Annotated in this window: 20 protein-coding genes and 1 tRNA gene; 12 read left to right on the top strand and 9 right to left on the bottom strand. The window is 65.2% G+C overall.

Going from position 1 to position 25,435, the window contains the following annotated elements:
- Positions 1–470: 470 nt before the first annotated feature.
- The 3 genes from PE058_RS08650 to PE058_RS08640 all read right to left on the bottom strand — a co-directional run bounded on the left by PE058_RS08650 (position 471) and on the right by PE058_RS08640 (position 2,130).
- Complete coding sequence (locus tag PE058_RS08650; protein WP_020086820.1) at positions 471–1,085, bottom strand: TadE/TadG family type IV pilus assembly protein; 615 nt, start codon at positions 1,083–1,085, stop codon at positions 471–473.
- Positions 1,086–1,144: 59 nt separating this feature from the next.
- Positions 1,145–1,705: a TadE/TadG family type IV pilus assembly protein gene (locus tag PE058_RS08645; protein WP_271030350.1), complete on the bottom strand. Its 561-nt coding sequence runs from the start codon at positions 1,703–1,705 to the stop codon at positions 1,145–1,147.
- Between the two features lie 340 nt (positions 1,706–2,045).
- Positions 2,046–2,130: transfer RNA gene (locus tag PE058_RS08640), tRNA-Leu, on the bottom strand.
- A gap of 289 nt (positions 2,131–2,419) precedes the next feature.
- Here PE058_RS08640 and lipB point away from each other — a divergent pair.
- On the top strand, positions 2,420–3,142 hold the full coding sequence (lipB, locus tag PE058_RS08635) for a lipoyl(octanoyl) transferase LipB (protein WP_271030349.1): 723 nt from the start codon (positions 2,420–2,422) through the stop codon (positions 3,140–3,142).
- Positions 3,143–3,217: 75 nt separating this feature from the next.
- On the opposite strand, the gene PE058_RS08630 is transcribed toward lipB, so the two are convergent.
- Positions 3,218–3,583, bottom strand: coding sequence for a hypothetical protein (locus tag PE058_RS08630; protein WP_271030348.1), 366 nt, complete (start codon positions 3,581–3,583; stop codon positions 3,218–3,220).
- 286 nt (positions 3,584–3,869) lie between these two features.
- On the opposite strand from PE058_RS08630, the gene PE058_RS08625 reads away from it, so the two are divergent.
- A complete protein-coding gene (locus PE058_RS08625; RefSeq protein WP_020086825.1) occupies positions 3,870–4,718 on the top strand; it encodes a LysR family transcriptional regulator in 849 nt (282 codons plus the stop codon).
- Between the two features lie 6 nt (positions 4,719–4,724).
- On the opposite strand, the gene PE058_RS08620 is transcribed toward PE058_RS08625, so the two are convergent.
- The 3 genes from PE058_RS08620 to PE058_RS08610 all read right to left on the bottom strand — a co-directional run bounded on the left by PE058_RS08620 (position 4,725) and on the right by PE058_RS08610 (position 8,455).
- Positions 4,725–5,015 carry an acylphosphatase gene (locus tag PE058_RS08620; RefSeq protein WP_020086826.1) on the bottom strand — a complete coding sequence of 97 codons (291 nt, stop codon included), beginning with the start codon at positions 5,013–5,015 and terminating at the stop codon, positions 4,725–4,727.
- A 99-nt stretch (positions 5,016–5,114) separates the two neighbouring features.
- Positions 5,115–7,133 carry an acetyl-CoA carboxylase biotin carboxylase subunit gene (locus PE058_RS08615; RefSeq protein WP_020086827.1) on the bottom strand — a complete coding sequence of 673 codons (2,019 nt, stop codon included), beginning with the start codon at positions 7,131–7,133 and terminating at the stop codon, positions 5,115–5,117.
- A 317-nt stretch (positions 7,134–7,450) separates the two neighbouring features.
- Positions 7,451–8,455 carry a hypothetical protein gene (locus PE058_RS08610; protein ID WP_020086828.1) on the bottom strand — a complete coding sequence of 335 codons (1,005 nt, stop codon included), beginning with the start codon at positions 8,453–8,455 and terminating at the stop codon, positions 7,451–7,453.
- Positions 8,456–8,742: 287 nt separating this feature from the next.
- Between PE058_RS08610 and PE058_RS08605 the strand changes: the two genes are divergently transcribed.
- Positions 8,743–10,686 carry an acyltransferase family protein gene (locus tag PE058_RS08605; protein WP_271030347.1) on the top strand — a complete coding sequence of 648 codons (1,944 nt, stop codon included), beginning with the start codon at positions 8,743–8,745 and terminating at the stop codon, positions 10,684–10,686.
- A 12-nt stretch (positions 10,687–10,698) separates the two neighbouring features.
- Here the strand turns inward: PE058_RS08605 and PE058_RS08600 are convergent, their stop codons facing one another.
- Positions 10,699–11,304, bottom strand: coding sequence for a hypothetical protein (locus PE058_RS08600; protein ID WP_020086830.1), 606 nt, complete (start codon positions 11,302–11,304; stop codon positions 10,699–10,701).
- Between the two features lie 241 nt (positions 11,305–11,545).
- Between PE058_RS08600 and gltX the strand changes: the two genes are divergently transcribed.
- The gene (gltX, locus tag PE058_RS08595) at positions 11,546–12,913 is read left to right on the top strand and encodes a glutamate--tRNA ligase (protein WP_271030346.1); all 1,368 of its coding nucleotides are present in this window, start codon (positions 11,546–11,548) and stop codon (positions 12,911–12,913) included.
- A gap of 43 nt (positions 12,914–12,956) precedes the next feature.
- Here gltX and PE058_RS08590 read toward each other — a convergent pair whose 3' ends face one another.
- Positions 12,957–14,186 carry a DUF2865 domain-containing protein gene (locus tag PE058_RS08590; protein WP_020086832.1) on the bottom strand — a complete coding sequence of 410 codons (1,230 nt, stop codon included), beginning with the start codon at positions 14,184–14,186 and terminating at the stop codon, positions 12,957–12,959.
- A 453-nt stretch (positions 14,187–14,639) separates the two neighbouring features.
- Here PE058_RS08590 and cysS point away from each other — a divergent pair, with 453 nt between their 5' ends.
- The 8 genes from cysS to PE058_RS08550 all read left to right on the top strand — a co-directional run bounded on the left by cysS (position 14,640) and on the right by PE058_RS08550 (position 25,285).
- Complete coding sequence (gene cysS, locus PE058_RS08585; RefSeq protein WP_271030345.1) at positions 14,640–16,061, top strand: cysteine--tRNA ligase; 1,422 nt, start codon at positions 14,640–14,642, stop codon at positions 16,059–16,061.
- A 153-nt stretch (positions 16,062–16,214) separates the two neighbouring features.
- Positions 16,215–16,706, top strand: a complete 492-nt coding sequence (locus tag PE058_RS08580) for a GNAT family N-acetyltransferase (protein WP_271030344.1) — start codon at positions 16,215–16,217, stop codon at positions 16,704–16,706.
- 20 nt (positions 16,707–16,726) lie between these two features.
- A complete protein-coding gene (gene cimA, locus PE058_RS08575; RefSeq protein ID WP_020086836.1) occupies positions 16,727–18,337 on the top strand; it encodes a citramalate synthase in 1,611 nt (536 codons plus the stop codon).
- Positions 18,338–18,402: 65 nt separating this feature from the next.
- On the top strand, positions 18,403–19,248 hold the full coding sequence (locus tag PE058_RS08570) for a pentapeptide repeat-containing protein (RefSeq protein ID WP_020086837.1): 846 nt from the start codon (positions 18,403–18,405) through the stop codon (positions 19,246–19,248).
- Positions 19,249–19,319: 71 nt separating this feature from the next.
- Positions 19,320–20,540 carry an aminotransferase class I/II-fold pyridoxal phosphate-dependent enzyme gene (locus PE058_RS08565; protein WP_271030343.1) on the top strand — a complete coding sequence of 407 codons (1,221 nt, stop codon included), beginning with the start codon at positions 19,320–19,322 and terminating at the stop codon, positions 20,538–20,540.
- 15 nt (positions 20,541–20,555) lie between these two features.
- Positions 20,556–23,309: a DNA translocase FtsK 4TM domain-containing protein gene (locus tag PE058_RS08560; protein WP_271030342.1), complete on the top strand. Its 2,754-nt coding sequence runs from the start codon at positions 20,556–20,558 to the stop codon at positions 23,307–23,309.
- 214 nt (positions 23,310–23,523) lie between these two features.
- Positions 23,524–24,354 carry a LolA family protein gene (locus PE058_RS08555; RefSeq protein WP_020086840.1) on the top strand — a complete coding sequence of 277 codons (831 nt, stop codon included), beginning with the start codon at positions 23,524–23,526 and terminating at the stop codon, positions 24,352–24,354.
- A 598-nt stretch (positions 24,355–24,952) separates the two neighbouring features.
- Complete coding sequence (locus PE058_RS08550; RefSeq protein WP_271030341.1) at positions 24,953–25,285, top strand: hypothetical protein; 333 nt, start codon at positions 24,953–24,955, stop codon at positions 25,283–25,285.
- The last annotated feature ends 150 nt before the right edge of the window (positions 25,286–25,435 follow it).

Raw genomic sequence — 25,435 nt, 5'->3', positions numbered from 1 at the left:
AAGCACCCCGCAAGTCAGTAAGGCCATTTACCAACCGAGCCGTGCGCAGCACCCGAAGAGCTGTCACAGCCCAAGAGCGTGGATCCTGAAAAAAGCGCAGGCAACGTTAGCGAGGCGGCGAAAGCCAGATGCATCTAACTTGCATTTGCGTCTATTGAGGGTGCTCGAATGTGTCAGACGCGCCCGGAAAACCTTTCACGAACTCACCGACTTAAGCTGCGCCAAAATTTCTGAATCGCATTCGCCGTCAAAGACGGACGGAACGAAGCAAGGCGAAACCGGACCCCGAGATTCACCGAACCGGTGACGTGCTCAATCAGTTCCGGTATCGCCGCAAAAGCCCACGAAATCGTGCCTGCCCGCAAGCCATCGTGACAGCATACTGAAGATCGAAAGCGACTGCAATATTCTGAACGCAGTATTGGTCTGTCGGCGCCTTATTTTGGCGGTCAGCGTTCAATTTCGCCGCGTCACGAGAAGCACGAAGTCTGACATTTGGTATCGAAGATCACGCAAAGCCCTTTGCGCGGCTTGGCCATCGCGGTCTCCTTCCACGGCGTCTCCCCCATGATGAAGTTGAGGAAGAGCGGAACGAACGTGTAGGTCGCCTCGACCACCACCACGGCCTCGTTCTTCCCAACGATGCCCGCTCCCAAGGGATACGACTGGCATTTGGCCAACTCGCCGCCCGGTTTGCGATTGTAGCGGTTCGTGATCTCCGGATAGACGAGCGTGTTGCTCGCATTGGTCGGGCTCGACATCACTGGGATGACCGAGATCTGCAGCTGCTCGGTATCGTAGGGGCTCATCACGAGATCGGCGATGGCGTAGATGGCCTTGACGTCGTCGTTCGTCAGCTTCTCCTCGCGCGCGACGAGGTCGGCGACCATGCTGGTGACCAGACCGAAACGCTGATGGATCGCAACCGCGCGCGTGATTTCGACGGTGCCGATCAGAAGCACCATCATCACCGGCGCGATCATTCCGAACTCGACCGCTGCCAGTCCGCGGACGTCATGCCGGAATTTCCGGAGCAGCCGGCCGAGACGCGTGGCGATCGTTCCCCGCTTGCCGGGCTCGCTCATCCTCACTTCTCCCGCGCCATGCACACCTCGATCTCGGCTCATGTCACTCGCCCCCAGGCTCATTCGAACGGTTCGGATCGAAAGGCCGTTGCCGCCGACAGCACGACCATCTTCTGCTCGCGTGGGGTCTCACCCCTCTCCGCAAGCAGATTCCAGATGAACTGAAAGAGCGGCATGCCGCCCTGCCAGTCGTAGCAAGCGGTCACGACCACGGCCATGCTCGCGTCTCCCGACCGGCTGCGGATGCCGTCGGAGCCACTACCCTGTCGCGGCGTCAGCTTTCCGTCCGTCAGGCATGGAGTCGGCGGATTGAGATTGGCAAAGAGCGCATTGCTCTCGACGTGAATGACCAGGTGCGTGTCGCAGGCGATAAGATCACCCGACTTCTCGCAAACGAGATTGCGGAAATCGTTGAGCGTCATGCCCGCCTTCTGCGCCTCACCGGTTCTGAGGAGGCGCGAGGCATCCAGAACACCGCGCTGGAGCGAATGGTTGGTCAGGTAATAGAGCCCGATGGTCATGATGCCGAGCATCATCACCAGGAATGGAATCGAGACGAGCGCGAACTCGACCATCGTCACGCCCCGCGTATCCGCGGAGAAGCGCCGCGCGAAACGCACGAGCCTGGCTCGAAATCTCGGAGAACTTGAGTTGCTGTTACGCATGACGGGTCCGGACGCGCGGAATACGGGCATCGGACGAATTTAGGGCCGTCCCGATCTATGAAAGGTTGACGCGCGGACTAAGCCCGCTGCGAAGGTAAAGAGCGCATTACTTCGGGCGCCGATGCCCCCGGCAAGGGCGTAGCCGTTACACTCTATATATGCGCGACGTTCAGAGGATCCCGTGGCGACGGGGCCATAGCTCCGGACAACCCCCGGAGCCCCCGGCGTGCCCCATGGGCCGCCGCGGAAAATAGAATAGGAATCAAATGAGTAAGAGAAAAAGATCAGCCAAAAATGGTGCGGTCGAGAAGACTCGAACTTCCACGGGTTGCCCCGCTACCACCTCAAGGTAGTGCGTCTACCAATTCCGCCACGACCGCATCATGGCTCGAAGCGCCCCATATAGCCAAACCGGATCGGTTGAACAAGGGACACCTGAGAGCCCGCCGAACTATCAGAGGCAGGTGAGGAAGGCAAGCGGGAAACGAGCCGCAGGGGAGAACCTCGCACCCGGGCGGCAAACGCGTGGACGAAAGCCTAAGCCCCGGCCTCGAAACGTGACCATCGAAAATTCGAATGCGTTCGGGCTGGAGGCGCGCGAAGCGCTGCATGCCGCTTCGGAAGAAGCCGCATTCCACAAGGGTTAGAGAAGGTGATAGGTGTCCATCCATGATGGATTTCGATAGAAGCGCGGTCGCCTGGACGACGAGTAAAGAGCCCGTCGCATACCCGCTCGCCCTCGCTGCGATGGAAGAGCGGGCGCGCCAGATCAGAGCCGGCGACGCCCCCGAGTTGATCTGGCTGCTGGAGCATCCCGCCCTCTACACCGCGGGGACCAGCGCCCAGATCGCGGACCTCAAGGACCCCGATCGCTTCCCGATCTACACGGCCGGACGGGGCGGGCAGTACACCTACCACGGCCCCGGCCAGCGCATTGCCTACGTGATGCTCGACGTGCAGCGCCGCTTCGGATCGGACGTCCGCGCCTTCGTCTGCGCTCTCGAGCACTGGGTCATCGATAGTCTCGCCGAGTTCGGGATCAGGGGCGAGATCCGCCCCGGCCGCGTCGGCGTGTGGGTCGTCCTTCCGAACGAGGGCGGCGTGGAGAAGAAGATCGCCGCCATCGGCATCCGTATCCGGCGTGGCGTGAGCTTCCACGGGATCAGCCTGAACGTCGCCCCGGACCTCACCCACTACGACGGCATTGTCCCCTGCGGGATCGCCGAGCACGGCGTCACGAGCCTGCACGACCTGGGCCACCCCGCATCGATGAAAGATGTGGATATGTCGTTGAGGAGGACGTTCGAGCGCACTTTCGGCGTCACGGCCGATAGCCACGAGCCTGTCGAGACACCGCTCGCCGCCCATCAAAATGGCCCAAAACGGGACTGAGCGCGCCTGCGCCCAAAGGAAAACCCGGTCCCGCGAGGAGCGGAACCGGGTCTCTATTCACTACAACGAGCCTCTCTACGGACGAGAGCCAGGCTGAGAAGGCTGGGCGCCAGGCCTTGGATCGAGCGTACCCGAACCAGTTTCTGACGACACCCCTGCCTCGTCGTCGTAGAGCTGACCTTCCTCGATCGACGTAATCTCCGAGCCCTCAAGCTCGAACGGGTCTTCTCGACTGTCGCCGAGCCGGATCAAGCACCCCTTCTCACAGACCCCATCGAGCACCGCATTCGGTTTAAGAATATGGTCTTTCTGGGTGCTTCCCTCGATGATCGTGACCAGATGGTCCTTGTCATCCCGATTTGTGATCGAAGCCGAGTGACCGGCCGAGGAGAGGAGAAGCAGTGCGATCAGGAACCCCGGGATTACGCGACCGGCTATCACGGTCAACTCCGAGACTCGTGGCAGAAACTCGTTACTTCTTCTTCTTCGCAGCGGGCTTCTTCGCAGGAGCTTTCTTCGCGGCGGGCTTCTTAGCAGCTTTAGCCATCTTCGTTAGTCCTTCCATTGAACGCCCAGCATGAGCTGAGCCGAATCTGACCCGACTCACGACGGGCCGATCCTCAATGTGGTCAGAATCAATCCTCGCTTCAAACGGAATTTTCCGGTGACTACTATCGAAGATTTCGATAGATAGCGTTTACGCGCTTGGACGCGATGCGAGCCGCACATGGACATCAACCTCGCGCGAACCTTCCTGATGGTCACCGAGACCGGCAGCTTCATCGAAGCTGCGATGAAGCTCAACATCACCCAATCCACCGTTTCTGCGCGCATTAAGGTGCTCGAGGACCTTCTCGGACGCCCGCTCTTCGAGCGCTCGAAGTCCGGTGCCGACCTCACGGCGGCAGGCGAGCAGTTCCGCAAGCATGCACTGGCTCTCGTACGCGTCTGGCAGCGGGCTCAGCTCGAAGTGAGCCTCTCTGACCAGCACAGAGACCACCTCGCCGTCGGCGCGACGCTCGGATTGTGGCAGGGTTTCCTGCTCAAATGGGTGGCACGCCTGCGCGCGACCAACCCCGACATCGCCGTCTCGGCCATATCGAGCCCGTCGACCATCCTCACCCAGCGCCTGATCGAGGGCACGCTCGATCTCGCCGTCATGTACCGGCCCATCCAGCCCCCGGGCCACGTGGTCGAGCATCTCTTTGATGAAGAGTTCGTGCTGGTGACAAGCGCCAAGCAGACGAGCAGGCGTGGCCCGAGCGACTATGTGTTCGTGGACTGGGGGCCGGATTTCCAGCAGGACCACGCCGCCGCCTATCCCGAGCTCACCAACCCCGGCCTCCACCTCGACCTCGGATCGACCAGCATCGAATACCTGCTCGCCAACGAGGCGTCGGGCTACTTCCCGTCCCGCATCGTCAAGCATCACGTGACACGGGGGCGCCTGCGCCAGCCCAAACGCGCACGCCGCTTCGTCTATCCGGTCTATATGGTTTATCCGGAAGCCCGCGATGAGGAGACCTACGAGCTCATCATCCACGGCCTGCGCAGCGCAGCCGCCCGGCTCGCTTGAGCGCCCTCAGACGGTCTCGCGCACCTCGAAGCCCACGAACGCCTCGGCGTCCGCAGGCCCGACGGTCACAGACTTCACGCGGGCGCTGAGCGGCCCCTGCCGGCACGCCGCGATCATCGAGCGAATGTCCGGATCAGGCCCCTCGAACACCGCCTCCACCGAGCCGTCGCGCCGGTTACGCACCCACCCGGCGAGCTTGAGTTCCGCGGCCGTCCGCTGTGTCCAGAGGCGATAGCCAACACCCTGCACACGGCCTTCGATCAGAACATGAGCGGTTCGTACGGCGTCCGTCGTCATCGTGGTCCCTAAAAAGAATTCCCCTCCCCGCGAATGCGGGAAGGGGGAAAAAATGGCACGATTTCGTCCGGAGATGAGGACGACAAAGGCGCGCGGGCCTCACGCGAACTCGAGGATCACCGCGTCCACGGCCAAGCTGTCGCCCGGCTTGGCGTTCACCTTCTTTACGACGCCGTCGCGCTCGGCCCGGAGGATGTTCTCCATCTTCATGGCCTCGACCACGGCCAGCGCGTCGCCCGCCTTGACCTCCTGCCCCTCGGCCGTGTGGATGGCCTTCACGAGGCCCGGCATCGGGCAGAGCAGGAACTTCGACATGTCCGCGGCAGCCTTCACCGGCATGAGGCTGACAAGCTCTGCCTCGCGCTCGGTGTAGACGTAGACCGGGCTCTGGATGCCCCGGTAGGACAGGGTTGCGCCGTTCAGAATGGGCCGCACCTGCACCGAGACGGTCTTGCCGCTCACCTCGCCGCGCCAAACCGGCTCGCCGGCCGCCCACGGAGAGTTCACGGAGAGCGTCTGCTTCACGACGCCGTTCTCGCCGAGGAAGCTGATCTGGAGGGGACCGCCCTCGGCGCCCCCCACCTCGACGGCGACGCGCTCGCCGCCGACGTCGACCACGCGGCGCTTTGCGAACTGCACGGCCCCGTTAGCCATCTGATCGCTGATCAGACGGCGGCGCGAGTTGTGGATATGATCGATCGAAGCCGCCACCGCGACGAGCACGTTGAGCTCTTCGCCCTCCGCCTTCCGCGGCTTGAAGCCCTCGGGATACTCCTCGGCGATGAAGCCGGTCGAGAGCTTGCCCTCGCGCCAGCGCGGATGATGCATCAGCGCCGAAACGAAGGGCACGTTGTGCTGGATGCCGTCGATGTAGAACGCGTCGAGAGCGTCAGCCTGCGCGTCGATGGCCGCGATGCGCGTCGGCCCGTGCGTGACGAGCTTGGCGATCATCGGATCGTAGTACATCGAGATCTCGCCGCCCTCCTCGACGCCGGTATCGTTACGCACCGTGATGCCGTTCTGGACCTCCTCGGCCGGCGGGCGGTACTTTACGAGGCGCCCGATCGAAGGCAGGAAGTTGCGGAAAGGATCCTCGGCGTAGACGCGGCTCTCGATGGCCCAGCCGTTGAGCTTCACGTCGGACTGCGTGAACGGGAGCTTTTCCCCGGCCGCGCTGCGGATCATCAGCTCCACGAGATCGACGCCCGTCACGAGCTCCGTCACCGGATGCTCCACCTGGAGGCGCGTGTTCATCTCGAGGAAGTAGAAGCTGCGGTCCTGTCCCGCGACGAACTCCACCGTGCCGGCCGAGTCGTAGCCCACGGCCTTGGCAAGCGCGACCGCCTGCTCGCCCATGGCGCGGCGCGTCTTCTCGTCGAGCAGCGGCGAGGGCGCTTCCTCGATGACCTTCTGGTTGCGGCGCTGGATCGAGCATTCGCGCTCGCCGAGGTACACGACGTTGCCGTGCTTGTCGCCGATGAGCTGGATCTCGATGTGGCGCGGATCGACGATGAACTTCTCGATGAACATGCGATCGTCGCCGAACGAGGCCTTGGCCTCAGAGCGCGCCAGCGGGAAGCCTTCCTCGACCTCTTTGCGGTTGAAGGCGATGCGCATGCCCTTGCCGCCGCCGCCCGCCGAGGCCTTCATCATCACCGGATAGCCGATCTCCTCGGCGATCTTGACCGCATGCTTGGCGTCGTCGATCTCGCCCATGTAGCCGGGGACGGTGGACACCTTGGCCTTGGCGGCCGCCTTCTTGCTCTCGATCTTGTCGCCCATGGCCGCGATGGCCTTGGGGTTCGGGCCGATGAACACCACGCCGGCCTTGGCGAGCGCGATGGGGAATGCCTCGCGCTCCGAAAGGAAGCCATAGCCCGGATGGACCGCCTCGGCGCCCGTCTGTTTGCAGGCTTCGACGATCTTGTCGATGATCAGATACGACTGTGCGGCGGGGGGAGGCCCGAGATGCACCGCCTCGTCAGCCATTTCGACGTGAAGCGCGTCACGGTCCGCGTCCGAATAGACGGCAACGGTCTTGATGCCCATCTTGCGTGCGGTCTTGATCACGCGGCACGCAATTTCACCGCGATTGGCAATGAGGATTTTCTTGAACATTATCCCTTGGCGCCCTGTCTGGAATGTCGGGAGAGGTAGTTCGATCCGGCACTTCTAGTGTGCTTCCGCAAAACTGGAAACCGGTTTTCCAACCGGAAGCATGATCAACCAGAGAGCTAACGGACAGGCGCTTTTCAACGAAAAGCAGAAAAAACACTAGAACAAACCCGCCGCAGCCGTAAACCGCGACGAAAAATGCCGCTGCTGCCGAACTCTAATCCGCGAAAGCGGCAAGCCCCGCCATTGGGGGCTTGCATGCAATTCCGGGTGGCCAGGGCCGAAATCCCCGCCATACCGGCCTCTCGAAATTGGTAAACTCAGGCGGCCTTGCCGTCGCGCGCCATCCGCTGACGCTCGAAGCCTTCCCCGATGAGGCATTCGCGGCCGAGATGGTCCAGCACCGCCGCCTCCACCGCCGAGCGCCGCCGGCTCTCCAGGAGGCGCTGCGTGAGCCAGCCCTCCTCCTCGGGAAGGATCGATTCGCCCGTGACGATCTCGATCCGCTGACGCTCGAGCCGGGCGAGCGCGCGCTCCTCGACCGACTGCCGGTGATAGTCTTGCCGCAACAGGCCGAGCGAGGCCGCCACCTGCTCGTCGAATGTCGTATAGGCCGCTTCGGACACCCAGGGACGCAACGCCACCGCACGCGGAGGCACGGCGTATCCGTGCTCCGACAGGATCACGTTGGTCATCGCCTTGGCGAACAGATCCGTCCACGCAGCCGGAACCGTGCGCCCAGCACCGGAGACTGCCTTGTTGACCCCGATCAGGATCTCGGTTTCCTGCTGCGTCAGCGGCAGCGCGCTGTCGCCGCCGAACGCATTGACGATGACGCGGATGAGCGCGATCTCGCCCTCGCCGATGGTGCCCGGCACGGCGCCCTGCTGCCCGTGCCCGGCGCGCAAGGGACCGAAGCCATGGATCACGGCGCCCGCCACCTGATCGAGCGCGAACGTCGCGAGGCTGAGCGGGAACCAGCGTGCCTTTCCGAGAATGGCGACCAGCAGATCGAACTCCGCCCGGTTGGCGATCCAGCCGTCGCTCGCAAGCTTGGCGATCAGCCAGCGGCTCTTCTCCGCGGTGATATAGCCCTCGGGGCCGCTTTGATTGAGAATGTAATCGGCGATCACATCGACCAGGAATCCGCTCCAGGACGGGGCCTGGATGGGGCACGACCGGTTCAGCCGGAGCAGCGTCTCCGCCTCGTTCTCGTGAATGTGGGGATCTTCGGCGAAGGCCCGCATCATCCGGGCGACGTCGCTATCCTTGATACTGCCGCGGAACTCGAAATCCTCAACTGGAACAGACTTGACAACGCGCATGCAAACTTCCCCGCCCGAGTACTCGATGCCCCGAAGCTAGGTGACCAACCTTACCAAGCGGCTAACGGTGCCTCGGAATGGGACGCCCCCGCGGCCCGTTTCCGTGGACAGGAAAGGGGATGTGGCACAAATGCAGCAGCGCCGCGCCTCCTCGCCTGCGATGCTCGCCGGAGGATTTCGTGAGCGCCGATTAGCTCCTACGGATTGACGGCCGCCCCCGCCCGACGCCGGGGCCACGTCTTCACGTGCCAGCGCGAGCGCCACACAACCTGGAACCCGGATTGGGCATGCAAAGCTACCGAAACGACATCGACGGCCTGCGGGCAATCTGCATCGGGGCCGTGGTCATGTTTCATGCCGGCTTCGACGACTGGAAGGGCGGATATATCGGCGTCGACGTCTTCTTCGTGATCTCGGGCTACCTCATCACCTCGATGATCGCCCGCGACATGGCGGAGGGGCGCTTCTCGTTCCTGAGCTTTTACGAGCGACGCGCCCGCAGGCTGCTCGCAGCCACCATTCCGATGGTGATCTTCACCACGCTGTTCGCTTGGGCCTTCTACACGACGAGTAACTTCCTGGCCTACGCAAAGAGCCTCGTCGCCTTCGCCGCCTACGTCTCCAACTGGTACTTTCTCGCGACCACGGGCTACTTCGGCACCGATGCGAACGTCACCCCGCTGCTCCACACTTGGTCGCTGGCGGTCGAGGAACAGTTCTATTTCGTCTTTCCCGTTCTCTTGATGCTGCTCAGCAGGCGCAAGGCCCTCGTGGTGCCCGCGCTCGCCCTGATCGCGGTCCTGAGCGTAAGCTACGCCCAGGCCGAAATCGCACTCGGAAACCACGACCGCGCGTTCTACAGCCTCTTCTCCCGTTTCTGGGAGCTGATGGCCGGAGCGCTGTTGGCCCTCAAGGCCCAGGATGTCGAGAAACTCGCCCGCTTTTCCACCCCCATGCGGGCGGTGGGCCTCGCCCTGGTCATCACCCCCATATTCACGTTCGGCCCCACGACCAGCGTGCCGGGCTTCGCAACCCTGATCCCGGTCTCGGGCGCGCTTCTCCTGCTCGCCGCCTCGCCCACCGTCCGCGATCCCTTCGTCAAGGTTCTGGAAGCGTCCCCCGTCACCTACCTCGGACGCATCTCCTATTCGCTCTACCTGTGGCACTGGCCGATCTTCGGCGCGGTCAACACCTTGTTCCTCGATCGCAACGATCTTCACGCCGTGCTCGGCATCGCCGCGTCCATCGGCGCGGCCTCCCTCTCCTACCACTACCTGGAGCACCCCATCCGCAAGCGCCGGCTCTTGCCGCGCAAGATCGACATGGCGGGCCTGGTGGCAGCAAGCCTCGCTGCCTCCATCGCCGTGGGCGCCTACGGCTGGAGCACGGGCGGCTGGCCCGGCCGCTTCAGCCCCGAGGTCGAGAGCACCGCAGCGCTCGCCGCAAAGCGCCCGGCCGATCCCGACAACTGTTTCAAGACACCCGAGGAGACGAACGACTTCTGCAAGATCAACGTGAAGCCCGGCGAGCCCGTCGATCTCCTGCTCTGGGGCGACAGCCATGCGGGCTCGCTGATCCCGGCCTTCCGCCAGTATGCGGAGGCGAACGGCCTGTCCTTCGCGGCAACCGCCCGTGCCGACTGCCTGCCCCTCGTGGGCGTCTGGCGCACAAAGGACGACACCAACAAGGTCTGCCGCAAGTTCAACGACGAGGCCCTCGCCTTCATCAACGAGCACGAGGTGAAGAACGTTGCCATCACCGCGCGCTGGCAGGTCTACACCACAGGGCCGCAGATCCTGCTCGACGACGCCCACAAGACGGCCGTCAAAAGTCAGGTCAGAACCGTCTTCCGCGACGGCGTCGCGCGCACCCTCGATGCGCTCGCGGGCAAGAACGTCATGATCATCGAGCAGATGCCGGAGCTGCACGGGGAGCTACCGGCCGCCTATCTTCTGATGCAGCGGATCGGCCTGCCCCCGAGCACCGTGGCCGCCACCCTCAAGGATCATCGCAAGAAGAACCGCACCAGCACGGAAGCGTTCACGAGCCTCGAGCAGAGCCACCGCTTCGGCCGCTTCGACCCCGCGACGGTATTCTGCGCGAACGAGCTCTGCTCCTTCGAAGCCGGCGGCAAGCTGCTCTACTTCGACGACGACCACCTCAACACCGAGGGCGGACAGTTCATCTATCCGGCGCTCGCGGCTGCCCTCGACAAATGGCGCGTAAAATGAGCGGAGCCAAGCCTACTTGGCGCGGCCGCTGAATTTGCTTCCGAGATAGCGCGCATTCTCGATCGCGCGCTTGCCGAGGTAGCGCTTGAGCTCGCCCGGCTTGCGCGGCCAGGTGCGGAACCCGGCCCGCGAGCGGCGCACGGTGGCGACGCGCTCGAGGTGCGGAAAATGCCGGCCGAGGCGTTCCTTCCACCACTCGGCGGGCCGCACGGTCACATGGGCATTCCGCCCATCCGCCAACAGCTTCACCGCGAGCTTGGTGTCGATGATGATGAGGGCGTTGCGGCACAGGCTGCGCATGTCCTCGATGACGGAGTCGAGATCCGTCTCCTCGATGTGCTCCAGCACATCCACGTTGATGAGGAGGTCGAACACCTCGGTGGGCTTCTCGGAGACCTCCGGAATGGCCGGATCGTAGCGCACGAGCTTCGCGGGATAGCCAAGATCGAGCGCGTGGATGAGGCGCGACTGCCCGCATCCGTAATCGATGATGGAGCGCGGGGCGAGAAGCTGGATCTCTGGCCGGATGAACCGCAGGTTCTTCACCGACGTCGTGCCATAGGCGCTCGTCGCGTGAATCTGCCGGTACTGCTCGATGAGATCGGGATTGCCAACCATGCTGAACCCTGCGTTCCGGCCCAAACCCACGGCCAGCTTTGTTTATTTGCCTTGTATCGTCAGTCGAAACGTAAGATTACCGGGTTTGACAGATGAGCGGAAGCACCCTTCGAAGCGGCCGCTCGCCACGCGCGAGCACGCGCGGTGGATTGGCCCCTTGCCGCGGAGCCCGTTGAGTTCCCTCCCCGCGCGTCTATAAGGTGTCGCCGACGTATCCACAGGGATTAGCTAGGCCGCCAGCATGGCACCCAAACTCCGCTTCGCACCGAGTCCCACCGGCCGGCTTCACATCGGCAACATCCGGACAGCGGTCCTGAACTATCTTCTCGTCCTCAAGACGCAGGGCACATTCATCCTGCGCCTCGACGACACCGACCGCGAGCGCTCGACTGAGGAATTCGCCGAGGGCATCCGCAAGGATCTCGCCTGGCTCGGCTTCTCCTGGCAGCGCGAGGAGCGACAGTCGGACCGGATGGCCCGCTATGCCGAGGTCGCCGAAGCGCTGAAGGCGAAAGGCCGCCTCTATCCCTGCTACGAGACCGAGGACGAGCTCGACCGCAAGCGCAAGCGCCAGCTCGCCCGCGGCATGCCGCCCCTCTACGACCGGGCGGGCCTCAAGCTCACCGAGGAGGACCGCGCCAAGCTCGAAGCCGAGGGCCGCAAGCCCCATTGGCGGTTCCGTCTCGACAACACCGACGGACGCAGCCTCGAGCCCCTTCCCACGATAGTCTCCTGGAACGACCTCATCCGCGGCGATCAGACGGTCGACATCGGCTCGCTGTCCGATCCCGTGCTGATCCGCGAGGACGGCACGCCGCTCTATACCTTCACGAGTGTCATCGACGACATCGACTTCGCCATCACCCACATCGTCCGGGGCGAGGATCACGTCACCAATTCCGGCGTGCAGATCTCCATCTTCGAGGCCCTCGGCGCCGAGCCGCCTGCTTTCGCCCATCACAGCCTGCTCATCGGATCGGACGGCCACGCCCTCTCGAAGCGCCTCGGCACGCTTTCCATCGAGACCTTCCGCAACGACGGGCTCGAGCCCATGGCCATCCTGAGCCATGCCGCCCTCGTCGGAACCTCGGACGCCATCGAGCCGCACGCGGAGCTGGCCGAGCTGGCCGCCCTGTTCGACTTCTCCAAGATCTCGACGGCGCCGGGCCGCTTCGATCTCGAAGAGCTGAAGGCCCTCAACGCCAAGCTGCTCCACAAGACGCCTTACGAGAAGGTCGCGGACCGGCTCGCCGCGTGGGGCATCACCGGCGGCGCGGCGTTCTGGGAAGCGGTGCGCGGCAACATTACGGTGCTGTCCGATGCGAAGGAGTGGTGGAGCGTGGTCGCGGGCGAGATCGCCCCGGTGATCGAGAACGCCGCGCTCACCAGCAAGGCTGCGGAGCTGCTCCCGCCCGAGCCGTGGGATGCAGGAACATGGAGCGCACTGACGGGCAAGGTCTCCTCCGAGGCCGGCCTCAAGGGCCGCGCGCTGTTCCACCCGCTCCGCCTTGCCCTCACCGGCCGCGAAGCGGGGCCGGAGCTCAAGGCGCTTCTGCCCCTCATCGGCCGCACGCGCGCCGAAGCACGCCTGCGCGGCACCCGGGGCTAGACCCCGAACGCTATACTTTCAGAGGTGAGGAAATTGCCGTGCTCTAGGGCGTGGTCGCCCAGGGCAGCGTCTCGCCGCCACGCGCACCGCCGCTCTGCGCCTGTCCAGCCGGCGCCTGTCCAGACGGTGGTTGTCCGGTCGGCTGCTGCGGCGGCACCTGCGGATTGGCACCCGTCGGGCTTTCCGCGACCCACCCGCCCGCATCGCCCTGCTGGGCGCCGCCCGGGGGAATGGCGCCGGGCTCCGGCGTGTACTCGGCCATCTTGCACGAGCACCCCGCCACATATTCCTTGCGATAGCGGAACGCCGTCTTGAGCTGCGTGTACTGCGCGTTGCTCCGCGCCGCCACCGCCTGCTCCATGCCCGCGCCCGGGTTCTGGTGATAGTAGAGCTCGGCGGGCGCCGCGCACTTCGACTGGCACACTTCCTCGTCGCGCTGGAAGTGGTTCGGCAGCGTCGAGAAGCTCACCGGAAAATAGTAGCCGTCGCAAAGACGGACGCAGACGGTGCGATAGGTGGCGTAGGGCAGAGCGCCGAAGCTCGATCCGCTGCCGCCCGAGTTGCTCTCCTCGTCTTCCCAGAAACCGGAAAGACCGCCACCGCTCTGACGCCGCGCCTGCTGCTGATAGCTGGCGCCGCAGTTGTTGCGGGCGAGCTCGCGCACGATCTCGTCCTGGTACGAACGGCCCGATGAGCCCTGGAGCTGCTGGAGCTGAACCTCCAGATCCTCGATCCGCTGGCGCGTTGCATCTGCCTGACTGGCGAGATCCACGCACTTGCGCGTCCGCTTCAGCGTCTTCGAGAACAGGAAATACTCGTAGCAATCGCTGCGATCGAGCTGCTGTTTGTGGCCACGATAGGCCTGTTCCGTCTGACGCAGCTCATTCTCGACCATCGGAATGAGATTGCGCGAGTCGCTTCCACGCTGCCCCTCCTGCACGAGGCGCTGCTCCAGCTGAAGGCAGATTGGGCTGCGCCCGCCACCGGCCCAGCCCTGCTGGCCTTGCGGAGGAGGCGGAGGCGGCTGCCCGGCGGGATCCTGGTAAATGGGCTCGCGTGGAACGGGAGCCTGGCGCTGCTGCGGCTGCTGCTGGTTTCCACCGAACGGCCACCAGCTTTGCGCCAGCGCGGGCACGGCGACGCTCACGGCAAGCAGCACGCCGCCCAGCACGGCAAAGCCTCTACGCCTGCCGGCCTTCGCCACCAGCTTGTCGGCCCTCGCCGCCAAGCCGAGCATCCGGCGCCCGAAGCCGTTGTTAGTGGAACCTGCCATCGACCCCTTCGATCACCGGGGGTCCAAACGCCCCTAAGCTGGTCATGTCGTTCACTTTACTTATGCGAACCTCCGGATAGGGGGTCAATGCGGGAGAAATGCGGCGTCTCGCCTCGAACCGGGGTTATCCCGCAAAACCTCTCCCGCGAGCGCCGTTCATCCACGATACCGGCGCGGCGCTTGACGCCACGGGCTCCGCCCTTGACGCCATGGGCTCCGGCAAGCATAACACCCGCCATGAGAACACCGCTGCGCAAACCCGCCGTCACGATCTGCTGCGGCGCTATTATTATTTCCGGCTAGTCCCACCGGCTGGCGCGCGGCCACGTTCTTTGCCTCATGACAAGACAGAGAAACGCCCCGCCCAGACGGAGGGGTTCGCCTGTGCACGCCCGTTGAAACCGGACCAGACCCACCGGGGGCCGCCCCCGGCGAAGCATGAGGAGAGGACGCGTGTCGCTCACGCTCTATAATACGCTGACACGGCGCAAGGAGACGTTCGAGCCGATCGACCCGGCCCGCGTCCGCATGTACGTCTGCGGCCCGACGGTCTACGACTATGCCCACATCGGCAATGCGCGCCCCGTCATCGTCTTCGATCTTCTGTTCCGCCTGCTTCGCCACCACTACGGCGCCGCCCACGTCACCTATGCCCGCAACATCACCGACGTGGACGACAAGATCAACGCGCGCGCCGCGGCGGACTATCCAGACCTGCCGCTGAACGAGGCCATCCGCCGCGTCACCTCCGCCACCGAGAAGCAGTTCCACGACGACATCGCGGCCCTCGGCGTCCTGCCGCCCACGGTCGAGCCCCGCGCCACCGAGCACATCGAGGAGATGAAGCGGCTGTGCGAGGCGCTCGTCACGCGCGGCCATGCCTACGTCGCACAAGGCCACGTGCTGTTCGACGTGTCCTCGATGCCCGACTACGGCCGCCTCTCCAACCGCTCGCTCGAGGAGATGGAGGCGGGCGCCCGCGTCGAGGTCGCCCCTTACAAGAAAGGCCCCATGGACTTCGTGCTGTGGAAGCCGTCGAAGCCCGGCGAGCCCGCCTGGCCCTCGCCCTGCGGCATCGCCGAGCCCGGCCGCCCGGGTTGGCACATCGAGTGCTCCGCCATGTCGGAGAAGCACCTCGGCCCGATCTTCGACATCCACGGCGGCGGCATCGACCTCGTCTTCCCGCACCATGAGAACGAGATCGCCCAGTCCCGCTGCGCCCACGGCACACCCGTTATGGCGAGGGTCTGGATGCACAACGGCTTCCTTCAGGTCGAAGGCGAGAAGATGTCGAAGTCCCTCGGCAACTTCATCACCATCCACGAGCTCCTGGAGACCCGGAAATTCGGCGCGAGCCCCTGGCACGGCCGCGTCGTGCGCCTTGCCATGCTGGGCACCCACTACCGCCAGCCCATCGATTGGACCGCGGAGCGCCTGCTCCAGGCCCGCGCGACGCTTCTGGATTTCGCCGACCTGATCGCCAGCGCCGAACCCGCCGCCGCTCCGAATGCCGACGTGATTGCGGCCCTCTCGGACGATCTCAACACGCCGAGCGCGCTCTCGATCGTGCACGGCCTCGCCAAATCCGCCCGCCGCAATCCCGAAGCAGCCGGCGAGCTGCGCGCCACCCTCGAATTCATGGGGCTCTACGGCGGCGAGACGCGCGGCGATCTCAATGTCGGCGTGGAAAGCCTCAACGTGGACGCAGCCCAGATCGAAGCCCTCGTTGCCGCACGCTTGGCCGCGCGCAAGGCAAAGGATTTTAAAGAGAGCGATCGTATTCGTGACGAGCTGGCGGCCCTCGGCGTGTCGTTGAAGGACGCCAAGGACCCCAAGTCCGGCGAGATCATCACCACCTGGGAGGTCGCGCGCTAATCACGAGCCGCGGGAGATGAGCATGAGCGACGACTGGCGGAAAGACACACCGTTTCCCAAGCACTGGCTGGTCTACGTGGCGATCAAGATTGCGATCCTTGCGCTCGCCTTCTACCTCGCCCGCACCCACGGCTACATCTAGACGAGCCAGCGATGAGTACCGCATACCCGCTCCGTCCCTTCCTGCCGGCCGACACGATGGCCCTGCGCGAGCTGTTCGCCCAGAGCATCGAGGAGCTGACGGCGGACGACTATGACGAGGATCAGCGCGTCGCCTGGGCGAGCACGGCGGCCGACGCGGAAGCATTTGCCGCGCGTCTCGGCGCCATGACCACCCTCGTCGTGCAGGTAGACGGCGAATATGCGGGCTTCGCCTCCCTCAAGGACAACAACACCTTCGACATGCTCTACGTTCACCCCTACTTCGCGGGCGAAGGCGTAGGCAAGGCACTCGCCGACGCCATCGAAACGCTGGCCCGCAGCCGCGGCGCAACCGAGATCACGGTCGAGGCATCCGACACGGCAGAGCCGTTCTTCGAAGGCCGCGGCTACCAGGCCACCCAGCGCAACATGGTGCCGCGCGACGACCTCTGGCTCACCAACACCACCATGAAAAAGCAGCTCGCCCCCGCGAAGGCGGGCTGAGCCGCCGAGAGACCCGGACGATGACCAAAGAACGCCTCTACCTCTTTGACACCACGCTGCGAGACGGCGCGCAGACGACCGGCGTCGACTTCTCGCTCGAGGACAAGCGGCGCATCGCGGCCCTGCTCGACGACCTGGGCCTCGACTATGTCGAAGGCGGCTATCCCGGCGCCAACGACACCGACACCGAGTTCTTCACCTCGAAGCCCGCGTTCAGCCACGCCCGCTTCACCGCCTTCGGCATGATCAAGCGCGCGGGCCGCTCCGTCTCAAACGATCCGGGCCTCCAGGCGCTCCTCAACTCTGCCGCCGACAGCATCTGCCTCGTCGCCAAGTCGTGGGACTATCACGTGCGCGTCGCCCTCGGCATCTCCAACGAGGAGAACCTCCAGGGCATCGCCGAGAGCATCCGGGCCGTCGTCGCGTCCGGCCGCGAGGCGATGCTCGACTGCGAGCACTTCTTCGACGGCTACAAGGGCAATCGCGAGTACGCCCTGGCCGTCGCCAAGACCGCACTCGAGGCCGGCGCCCGCTGGGTCGTGCTGTGCGACACCAACGGGGGCACGCTTCCCCACGAGGTCGAGCGCATCGTGGCCGACGTGGCAACCCACGTTCCCGGCAGCAACCTTGGCATCCACACCCACAATGACACCGACAACGCGGTCGCCAACACGCTGGCCGCCGTGCGTCAGGGCTGCCGCCAGATCCAGGGCACGCTGAACGGACTCGGCGAGCGCTGCGGCAACGCCAACATGACATCCATCATCCCGACGCTGCTGCTGAAGAAGGATTTCGCCGAGCGGTTCAAAACCGGCGTCACACCCGAGCGCCTGCGCACCCTCACCCACGCGAGCCGCGTGCTGGATGAGCTTCTGAACGAGGCCCCCAATCGTCACGCGCCCTACGTGGGCGAGAGCGCTTTCGCCACCAAGGCGGGCATTCACGCCTCCGCGATCCTGAAGGAACCCGAGACCTACGAACACGTGCGCCCCGAAGCTGTCGGCAACGAGCGCCGCCTGCTTGTGTCGAAACAGGCCGGCCGCTCCAACGTTCTGGCCTCGCTGGAGCGCCTGGGACTCGCCGCCGACAAGGATGATCCGCGCATCCAGGCCCTGCTCGACGAGGTGAAGTCCCGCGAATCCGCAGGCTACGCCTACGAATCCGCCGACGCCTCGTTCGAGCTTCTGGCCCGCCGCCATCTGGCGGAGGTGCCGCGCTATTTCTCCGTCGACAGCTTCCGCGTGATGGTGGAGCGCCGCCACAACGCGTTGGGCGAACTGGTCACCGTCTCCGAGGCGACGGTGAAGGTGTTCGTCAACGGCGAGAACGAGCCCCTGTGGTCGGCCGGCGAAGGAAACGGCCCCGTCAACGCGCTCGATCGCGCGCTCCGTAAGGACCTCGGCCGCTACCAGAAGCACATCGATACGATCGAGCTGGTGGACTACAAGGTGCGCATCCTCACGGGCGGCACCGAGGCCGTCACTCGCGTTCTCGTCGAAACTCTCGATGCAGCAACCGGCGAACGCTGGCTCACCGTTGGCGTTTCCCCCAATATCATTGATGCCAGCTTCGAGGCGCTGCTCGATTCCATCAACTACAAGCTGTTGAAGGACGGCGCCACGGCGGCTTGATGAGGAAGGCCGGCGGCGGAGAGCATCCCCTCGCCCGCCACGCCCCTCGACAGGAGAGGACAGACATGCGTCTCGCAAGCGGCCTCGCCGCGCTCATTCTGGCCTTCGCGGTCGCAAATCCCGTCGCAGCCGCCGATCCCGCGCCGGCTCCTGCGGACGGAGCCGACGCGGCCGACGTGAAGCTTTCCGCGCGCGACGTTACCGCCCGCCTGTTCAAGGCCGCCCCCGGCTCGCGCCCGGATCTGCGCGAAACCAACCTCACCCGCCTCGACCTTGCAGATCTCGACTTCAAGCACGCCCGCCTCGACGGAGCGGATCTGTACGGCGCCGATCTCTCGCGCGCCAAGCTCACAGGCGTCTCGCTGGTCGGCGCGCGCCTCGACCGGGCGACCATCACATCCGCCGATTTCTCGGGCGCTGACCTCACCGACGCGCGCATCCTCCGCCCGACGATTTTCACCACCCTCGAGGTCGTCACCGCCGAGGCGCCCAAGTTCACCGGCGCCAAGCTGGTTCGCATTCGCTCCGACGGATGGCTCGATCGCGCCGACTTTTCCGGCGCGGACTTGACGGGCGCGGTGTTCGGCGGCGGCGCCTCCCGGGAGGAGTCGCTGTTCTCACCCGCAACCCTCGTCAGCGCCAACTTCACCAAGGCGATCCTCAAGGAAACCAAATTCCCCGGCGCCGCGCTGAAGTATGCCCGCTTCATCGACGCGGACCTCACGGGCGCCAATCTGCGCGGGGCCAACCTCACGCGCGCCGACTTCACGGGAGCCGATCTCACCGGCGCCGACGTCACCGGGGCAAACCTGGACGAAGCCGACCTGCGGCACGCCAAGGGCCTCGATCAGGTGATCGGCCTCACCTCCGCCACCAACCTCGACAGCGCCCAGCGCGACCCGACACCCTGACACTCCACTGCCCACTGCCCACTGCCCACTGCCCACTGCCCACTGCCCCTCTCTCACACCGAGACCGCCCGATGTCCGATCCCTTGAGCCTCGCGGCATTGGCCGACGGCACCATCCTCTCGCCCTTCTCGCGGCTCCGTCAGCTTCTCGATGGCGTCGAGCCCGGGCACGAGAAACCGATCGACCTCACGCTCGGCGAGCCGCGCGAGACCATGCCTCCATTCGTCGCCGCCAAGATCGCCGAGGCTGAAGCGCTCTTCGCCAAGTATCCCCCAATTCGCGGATCGGACGAGCTGCGCGGCGCCATCGCCGACTGGATCGGCCGCCGCTTCAATCTCGCTGGCGTCATAGATCCGGCGCGCGAGGTTCTTCCCTGCAACGGCTCGCGCGAAGGGCTCTTCTATGCCGCCTTCCCCGCCGTGGGCCGCAAGCGGCTCCCGGGCCAGCGCCCGGCCATCCTGATGTGCAATCCGTTCTATCAGGCCTATCTCGGCGGCGCGCTCGCGGCAGGCGCCGAGCCGGTGTTTCTCGACGCGACCGCCGCCACCGGCCACCTGCCCGATCTCGACACCCTCGAAGCTAACCCCGCGCTTCTCGCCCGCACGGCAGCGCTCTACCTGTGCTCGCCTGCCAACCCCCAGGGCGCCGTCGCGAGCCCGGCCTACATCGCCCGCGCGCTCGCACTCGCCCGCGCCCACGATTTCCTGCTCTTTTTCGATGAATGCTATTCGGAGATCTACAGCGGCACCCCGCCCACCGGCGCGCTCGAAGTTGCAGCCAAAACGCAGGAGCGCTTCAAGAATCTCGTGGTGTTCAACTCCCTCTCGAAACGCTCGAACCTGCCGGGGCTACGCTCCGGCTTCTCGGCCGGGGACGGCGATTTCCTCGCCACCCTGTTCGAGGTGCGCAATCTGATCGGCCCCCAGATGCCGGGGCCAATCCAGCACGCTTCCGCCGCCGTCTGGGCCGAGGAGCAGCACGTCACCGCCAATCGCCTGTCCTATTCGCGGAAGTACGACGTCGCCGGCGAGGTGCTAGGCAGCCGCTTCGGCTACCACCGGCCGGAGGGCGGTTTCTTCCTTTGGCTCGACATGAGCCAAATCGGCAACGGCGCTCACGCCGCACTAACCTTATGGAAACGTTTCGGAGTCAAGGTCATACCCGGTGCCTACCTGGCTCAGACCGGGGCTGACGGGACCAATCCGGGCGAAACCTACATTCGCGTCGCATTGGTCCATGATGCCGGAACGATCAGGGAGGCGCTCGAACGGTTCGTTCATGTTTCTGCGTAAGAGACGTTCGCCCCCATGCCCTCGGTTACCACGTCGTCCGCTTCCGGACTTGATCGTCAGCGCCTATTGCCGCCTGCTCTCGAGGCCCGCCTGATCGGCACCCTCGGAAGGGGATGCGGGCTGCTGATTCTTGCCGTGCTCGCGGCCATCTGGGCCAGCGTCGTCACCTGGTCCATCGCAGACCCGAGCCTCATGCACGCGACCGGTGGCCCGGTTCGCAACGCACTCGGCGCCCCGGGCGCTGTCGTCGCCGATCTTCTCCTTCAAACCCTCGGCCTTGCCGCAGCCGTCGCTCTGCTCCCGCTCATGCTGTGGGGTATCGAGCTGATGCTCTCGGAGCATGTCGCAGCACTCCGCACCAAGGCCATCTATTACCCCTTCGCCCTCATGGGACTGTCCGGGGCCGTCGCCTCGCTGCCGAGCACGTCATCCTGGCCGCTCGAGCACGGTTACGGCGGCATCCTGGGCGATGTGATCTTCGATTTCGTAGCCTCCGTGCTGCGCATCATCAGCTCGGATACCGCCGCCATTGCCGCCGGCCTCCTCCTGGCGGGGCTCGGCCTCTCCGCCTTGATGCGCACGCTCGGCCTCTCGAACGAGACCCCGTATCTCGCGCGGCAGCACGCCGTCCGCGCCATCGACCCGACCGTTCAGCACGCAGCCTGGAACAACGAGCCGCCTTCCGCGCCGCGCCACGCTCCTGTCCGCGCGCGTCCGGGCCGCAGCCTCATGGCCGCGCTCGGCACGCTCAAGGCATGGGCCGATCGCGCCCCCACTCTAAGCGCAGGAACGCTGCGCCAGCGCCACCGCACTGCCGCAGAACCGGTTCTGCCGGGCGCCTTCGCCGCCGCCCCGCGCTACGGCGAGGCCACGCCGCAGCCCCAGTCCTACGACGACCGGGACTATGCACCCCCGCATCGGCAGCCAGGCAGCCATCCCGAGTTCGCAGACGATGCTCCGGACGCGTTCGAGCACGACGATGCGCAAACCGATCACATGGAGGCCGATCCGCTCGATCCGGCCCTCGAAATGTCGAGCCGCGCCATCGCGGAACGCTTCGCGCCCGCCAACGCCCGCCCGCTTCCGCGCGATCCCGCGCTGAGCGTCGACGACCTGCCGCGCATCGTCCGCAACGCGGCCGCCGCACGCGCGCCCGTTCCCGCGTCCGTCATAAAGCCCGCCGAGCAACCGCGCCGCCCGCAGAAATCCTCTCTCCTGCGCGCGGTAACCCCGCGCCGCGCCGAGCCTGTGTTCAAGCGGCCCGCTCCCTCGATGCTGAAGCGCAGCCCGCCCTCGAAGGCCGGAAGCGAGTTCTCGCAAACCGTGCTGCGCGGCACCGCGCGCCTGCTCGAGGACGTGCTGGCCGATTTCGGCGTGAAAGGCGAGGTGCGCGACATCAAGCCCGGCCCCGTCGTCACACTTTATGAGCTCGAGCCCGCACGCGGCACCAAGGCCACGCGCATCATGGCGCTTGCCGACGACATCGCCCGCTCCATGAGCGCCACCAGTGCCCGCGTCGCCGTCATCCCCGGCCGCAACGTCATCGGCATCGAGCTGCCGAATGCCCGCCGCGAGATGGTGGGCCTGCGCGAGCTGCTGGAAAGCCCCATCTTCGGCTCCGCCGACGGCGTGCTGCCTCTCGCGCTCGGCCGCTCCATCGGCGGCGAGCCGATCATCGCCGATCTCGCGCGCATGCCCCACCTGCTCGTCGCCGGCACCACCGGCTCCGGCAAGTCGGTCGGCGTCAACGCCATGATCCTGTCGATCCTGTTCCGCCACACGCCGGACCAGTGCCGCTTCCTCATGATCGATCCGAAGATGCTGGAGCTCAGCGTCTACAACGGCATTCCCCATCTTCTCACCCCTGTCGTCACCGATCCGCAGAAGGCGGTCGGCGCGCTGAACTGGGTCGTGGCGGAGATGGAGGAGCGCTACAAGCGCATGGCCAAGCTCTCCGTGCGCAACATCGAGGCCTTCAACGGCCGCCTGAAAAGCGCGGCCGAGCGCGGCGAGCAGCTTGCCCGCACGGTCCAGACCGGCTTCGATTCCGCCACCGGCCAGCCTATCTACGAACGCGAGGAAATGGACCTCGCCCCCATGGCCTACATCGTGGTCGTGGTGGACGAATTCGCCGATCTCATGATCACCGCGGGCAAGGACATCGAGACCGCCGTTCAGCGCCTCGCCCAGAAGGCGCGCGCGGCCGGTATCCATCTCATCATGGCGACCCAGCGCCCGTCGGTGGACATCATCACCGGCACCATCAAGGCCAACTTCCCCACGCGCATCAGCTTCAAGGTCGCGTCCAAGATCGACAGCCGCACCATTCTCAACGAGCAGGGCGCCGAGCAACTCCTCGGCCAGGGCGACATGCTCTACACCTCCGGCGCAGGCCAGATGCTGCGCGTGCACGGACCGTTCGTGTCCGACGAAGAGGTTGAAGCCGTCGCCGCCTACCTGCGCACCCAGGGCGCGCCCCGCTATATCGAAAGCATCGCCGACGCGCAGGAGGAATCCTCCAGCGCCGGGTCCGGCTCGGCCGGCGGCGGAGCCGATGAAGGCGAAAGCCTCTACGATCGCGCGGTGGCCGTGGTGCTGCGCGACCGCAAGGCCTCGACCAGCTATGTCCAGCGCCGCCTCTCCATCGGCTACAACCGCGCCGCCGACCTGATCGAGCGCATGGAGCGGGAAGGGCTGATCAGCGCGCCGAACCACACGGGCCGCCGCGAGATTCTCGCGGGCGATGGCCCCGCCCGTTCGATTGCGTGAAACGGCCCTTCTGCTCCGCCGCAGAAAAACATCTTGCGGTATGAGATAGATGCTGGCGCCCGCCGTGCTCAGTCGCTACAGACACAGGGTCACGACGGGGCAAGCTCGGGGAAATCGCCAACTTGTGGTCGCAATGTCCGGTCAGACAGCGACCTTGGGACTTCGACGGGTGCCCCCGAGCGATTCGGTGAGGCAGGGCTCAATGAGACGGAACATGAAGAGATCTGAACTGGTCGTCGCCGCCGGCTTTGCCCTCGCGCTGATGACAGCCGCAGCCCATGCAGGCGGCACGGCACCGGCCGCACCCGCAGGCGGGCAGGCGGCCACGCCCGCGGTTCCCGCTCCCGTCCCTGCCGCGCGCCCCGAAGGTGCAGCACCCGCAGCGCAAGCTCCCGCCGATGCAGCCGCCCCCGCAACCGACGGCGCCGCTGCCGTGGGCCAAGGCTCGGGCTGGAATGCCGAGGTCGCCACACCGGGCGGCGGCATCGTTCTCAACGACGCCCAGACTGCACTCGTCAAAAAGGTCAACGACTACTTCAACGCACTCGGCGACTTGAAGGGCAACTTCGTCCAGACTGCCGCCGACAACAAGCGCATGAAGGGCAAGTTCATGGTCAAGCGGCCCGGCCGCTTCCGCTTCGACTATTCGTTGCCCTCGAAGCAGATCATCATTTCCGACGGCGAATACCTCGCCATCCAGGACCTCGATCTCAATAACGAGGACCGCGTCTCGCTCGACCAGACGCCGTTTCGTCTCCTGCTCCGCAAGGACGTGGATCTGATCCGCGACGCCAAAATCGTCGAAGTTCAGGAATCCGATGACCTGATTGTGCTGGCCCTCCGCGACAAGAGCCCGGATGCCCCCGGCAAGATCAAGCTGTTCCTCTCCACGAAGCCGGAAATGGAGCTCAAGGAATGGGTGACCACCGACGCCCAGGGCCTCGATACCCGCGTCGAGTTGTCCCAGCTCACCAAGCAAGAGCAGTTGGACGCCAAGCTGTTCAAGATCGAGGCGGTCAGCCTCAATAAATTCCATCCGCAATAGCTGAGTTTATGGTTTTGGGGCCGGCCTCCCTTGCATCCGGAGGTCTGCCAACCAAATATGCAGTGGACGGAAGCGTCTAATACCAAGGCATTTTTGGCGCCCCCCGGCGGCCGAATCGCGGCAAATTGGGGATAACGGGCATAAGTCAATCACGTTTTCGTGATAATTACGTGTCCCCCCTATTGAAAGCTGGCGTGTTGCGCTTATGTCATTGTCAGTCAGGCGATGCCATATACATCGGTAGCTCCCCCCGTCTAACCGAGGCAATCGTCTGGAACGCCGGCTTCCCTCCCGGCGTTGCGCGCGAGAGCGCTAATACGCCCAGCCCCGCCCCCCGGGGTTGGGCGTTTCTCGTTAGGGACCTGCGGCCAATCCCTTGCCCGCGAACGGGCCACCTTCGCCAACGGAAGCCAGCCCCCCTTCCATCCACGCTCTCTCCACCCCTATGCGCCCCTCTCCGGTCCCATGCGCAAGGGACGCTGCGAGATGAACGCATTCTGAAGGCCCCATTCAGACCCGGTTCAAAGGCATTCCCCTATCACTGGCGTCATCGAGACACCGGCACACACCGGACCTGATGACCAACTGGAGAACGCCAATGATCCGCACCGCCACCCTCGCCCTCGCCGCCCTGATCGCCATCCCGGCCGTCGCATCGGCCCACACCATCGACCAGCGCCGTGACTGGCAGGCCGAGAAGATCGAGCAGGGCCGCAAGGACGGCTCCATCACCTGGCGCGAAGGCATCAAGCTGCGCAAGGAGCAGCGCGACATCGCCCGCACCGAGAGCACGTTCAAGGAGAAGGGCTACCTGACCAAGACCGAGCGCCGCCAGCTCACGCAGATGCAGAACAAGGCGGCCCACAACATCCGCGCCGAGAAGAACGACAGCTGGCGCCGCTGGTGGCTGCTGCCCCGCGTCGGTCGCTAAGCCGCCCGCTAACTGAGAGCTCTACGCACGCGCGGCGCACCCTCGCCACGCGATGTCCCGAGGAACGGAGCAGTCCCCCGCACTGCTCCGTTCTTTCTTTTTTGCGCGCGCCGAGCGCAAAGACGCACGCTCCCAAACATGAACGGCACC

This window comes from Hyphomicrobium sp. DMF-1, assembly GCF_027886585.1.
GTDB classification, from domain to species: Bacteria; Pseudomonadota; Alphaproteobacteria; order Rhizobiales; family Hyphomicrobiaceae; genus Hyphomicrobium_C; species Hyphomicrobium_C zavarzinii.
Note: the sequence above shows the minus strand (reverse complement) of the source record. Positions and strands in the feature narration are given on the sequence as shown.

Coding starts and splice junctions, on each gene's coding strand:
- PE058_RS08650 (WP_020086820.1), bottom strand. CDS start 1,085: ATGAGCGAGCCCGGCAAGCGGGGAACGATCGCCACGCGTCTCGGCCGG.
- PE058_RS08600 (WP_020086830.1), bottom strand. CDS start 11,304: ATGGTTGGCAATCCCGATCTCATCGAGCAGTACCGGCAGATTCACGCG.
- gltX (WP_271030346.1), top strand. CDS start 11,546: ATGGCACCCAAACTCCGCTTCGCACCGAGTCCCACCGGCCGGCTTCAC.
- PE058_RS08565 (WP_271030343.1), top strand. CDS start 19,320: ATGTCCGATCCCTTGAGCCTCGCGGCATTGGCCGACGGCACCATCCTC.
- PE058_RS08570 (WP_020086837.1), top strand. CDS start 18,403: ATGCGTCTCGCAAGCGGCCTCGCCGCGCTCATTCTGGCCTTCGCGGTC.
- PE058_RS08550 (WP_271030341.1), top strand. CDS start 24,953: ATGATCCGCACCGCCACCCTCGCCCTCGCCGCCCTGATCGCCATCCCG.
- PE058_RS08625 (WP_020086825.1), top strand. CDS start 3,870: ATGGACATCAACCTCGCGCGAACCTTCCTGATGGTCACCGAGACCGGC.
- PE058_RS08605 (WP_271030347.1), top strand. CDS start 8,743: ATGCAAAGCTACCGAAACGACATCGACGGCCTGCGGGCAATCTGCATC.
- PE058_RS08610 (WP_020086828.1), bottom strand. CDS start 8,455: ATGCGCGTTGTCAAGTCTGTTCCAGTTGAGGATTTCGAGTTCCGCGGC.
- PE058_RS08590 (WP_020086832.1), bottom strand. CDS start 14,186: ATGGCAGGTTCCACTAACAACGGCTTCGGGCGCCGGATGCTCGGCTTG.
- cimA (WP_020086836.1), top strand. CDS start 16,727: ATGACCAAAGAACGCCTCTACCTCTTTGACACCACGCTGCGAGACGGC.
- PE058_RS08580 (WP_271030344.1), top strand. CDS start 16,215: ATGAGTACCGCATACCCGCTCCGTCCCTTCCTGCCGGCCGACACGATG.
- PE058_RS08615 (WP_020086827.1), bottom strand. CDS start 7,133: ATGTTCAAGAAAATCCTCATTGCCAATCGCGGTGAAATTGCGTGCCGC.
- PE058_RS08555 (WP_020086840.1), top strand. CDS start 23,524: ATGAAGAGATCTGAACTGGTCGTCGCCGCCGGCTTTGCCCTCGCGCTG.
- lipB (WP_271030349.1), top strand. CDS start 2,420: ATGATGGATTTCGATAGAAGCGCGGTCGCCTGGACGACGAGTAAAGAG.
- PE058_RS08620 (WP_020086826.1), bottom strand. CDS start 5,015: ATGACGACGGACGCCGTACGAACCGCTCATGTTCTGATCGAAGGCCGT.
- PE058_RS08560 (WP_271030342.1), top strand. CDS start 20,556: ATGCCCTCGGTTACCACGTCGTCCGCTTCCGGACTTGATCGTCAGCGC.